Below are 1,367 nucleotides of genomic sequence, written 5' to 3'. Positions count from 1 at the left end.
CGGCGGCGGCCGGCATCGACGAAGCTCGCGCGGTCGACGCAGAGGGCGGCGCCGGCGGCGCGGGCGAGGCCGGCCGTGTCGATCGTCCCCGCCGCCGGATCGGCATGGCCGGCGACGATGCCGGGCAGCATTCCCGAATACCGGAGCGCGGGCGAAGGCGTGAGCACGGTCAGCCGCAGCCCGGCCACCGGCGCCAGCGCGAAGCTGCGCAGCACCTCGATGCTGGCATGGCCGGCGCCGACGAGGAGAAGGTGACGGACGGGCAAGCGCCGGGCTCCGGGTTCAGGGTGACGATGTCACCTTGTAGCCCTCTTCCTCGATCGCGGCGACAAGGGCGGGCTGCTCCTGCGCCGCGGCGGCGGGAATCCGCACCTTGCCGGTTTCGAGATCGACCGCGACCTCGGCGCCGGGATGGACGGTGCGCACCGCCTCGGTGACGGCGCGGACGCAATGCTGGCAGGTCATGCCCTCTACATTGAGCTCGATCATGGTTCGCTCCTTTTCATGCGATGCATGATGCAAATGGCGATTGCCCACGGGGAAAGGTCAAGGCCGGCGGATGGGGGCAGGGATGCGCGGCGCGGGGGGCGCGGGTTTGACCTTCCCACGATGGCAAACCCATATGCTGCGGCGAAGGAGCTTGCCATGGACCAGATCAGCGGCGCGGCGACGCGCCAGGACAGCGCGGCGGACACGGTGATCGACCTTTCGGTCGGCGGGATGACCTGCGCCTCGTGCGTGGCGCGGGTGGAGCGGGCGGCGCGGAAGGTGCCGGGGGTGGCGGCGGCGTCGGTCAACCTCGCCAACGAGCGGGCGCGGATCTCCGGCCACGGGTTCGACGCGGCGGCGGTGATCGCGGCGATCGGCAAGGCGGGATACGAGGCGCGCACGGTGGCGGACGCGCCGGAGGCGGCCGCCGGCGAGGAGGCGCGGCGGGCGGCGGAAGGCCAGCGGGAGCTGCGGCACGTGATCGTCGCCGCCGCGCTGACCGTGCCGCTGGTCGGCGCCATGGCGCTGCACATGGCGGGATCGCGCTTCATGTTGCCGGGATGGGCCGAGCTGCTGCTGGCCACACCGGTGCAGTTCTGGCTGGGCGCGCGGTTCTATCGCGCGGGATGGGCGGCGGCGCGGGCGTTCTCGGGGAACATGGACCTGCTGGTCGCCCTCGGCACCAGCGCCGCCTACGGGCTGAGCGCGGTGCTGCTGGCCGAGGCCTGGGTGACGGGGCGGGGCGCGCCGCCGCTGTATTTCGATTCGGCGGCGACGGTGACAACGCTGATCCTGTTCGGCAAGTGGCTGGAGGCGCGGGCGCGGCGGCAGACCGGGGCGGCGCTGAAGGCGCTGGAGGCGCTGCGGCCGACCACGGC

The 1,367-nt window shown here is 73.3% G+C and carries 2 protein-coding genes and 1 pseudogene; 1 reads left to right on the top strand and 2 read right to left on the bottom strand.

Annotated features, from left to right (window positions below; genetic code table 11):
• Positions 1-266, bottom strand: a pseudogene (locus APM_RS13140) (pyridine nucleotide-disulfide oxidoreductase); the annotation flags it as partial.
• 16 nt (positions 267-282) lie between these two features.
• Complete coding sequence (locus tag APM_RS13135) at positions 283-489, bottom strand: heavy-metal-associated domain-containing protein (RefSeq protein ID WP_007423852.1); 207 nt, start codon at positions 487-489, stop codon at positions 283-285.
• Between the two features lie 156 nt (positions 490-645).
• Between APM_RS13135 and APM_RS13130 the strand changes: the two genes are divergently transcribed.
• Positions 646-1,367, top strand: a 722-nt coding sequence (locus APM_RS13130; protein ID WP_007423851.1) for a cation transporter, incomplete at its 3' end; no start/stop codon positions are given.

It is taken from the genome of Acidiphilium sp. PM, from assembly GCF_000219295.1.
GTDB lineage: Bacteria > Pseudomonadota > Alphaproteobacteria > Acetobacterales > Acetobacteraceae > Acidiphilium > Acidiphilium multivorum.
This window is presented reverse-complemented; position numbering and strand designations above follow the sequence as displayed.

Coding starts and splice junctions, on each gene's coding strand:
- APM_RS13135 (WP_007423852.1), bottom strand. CDS start 489: ATGATCGAGCTCAATGTAGAGGGCATGACCTGCCAGCATTGCGTCCGC.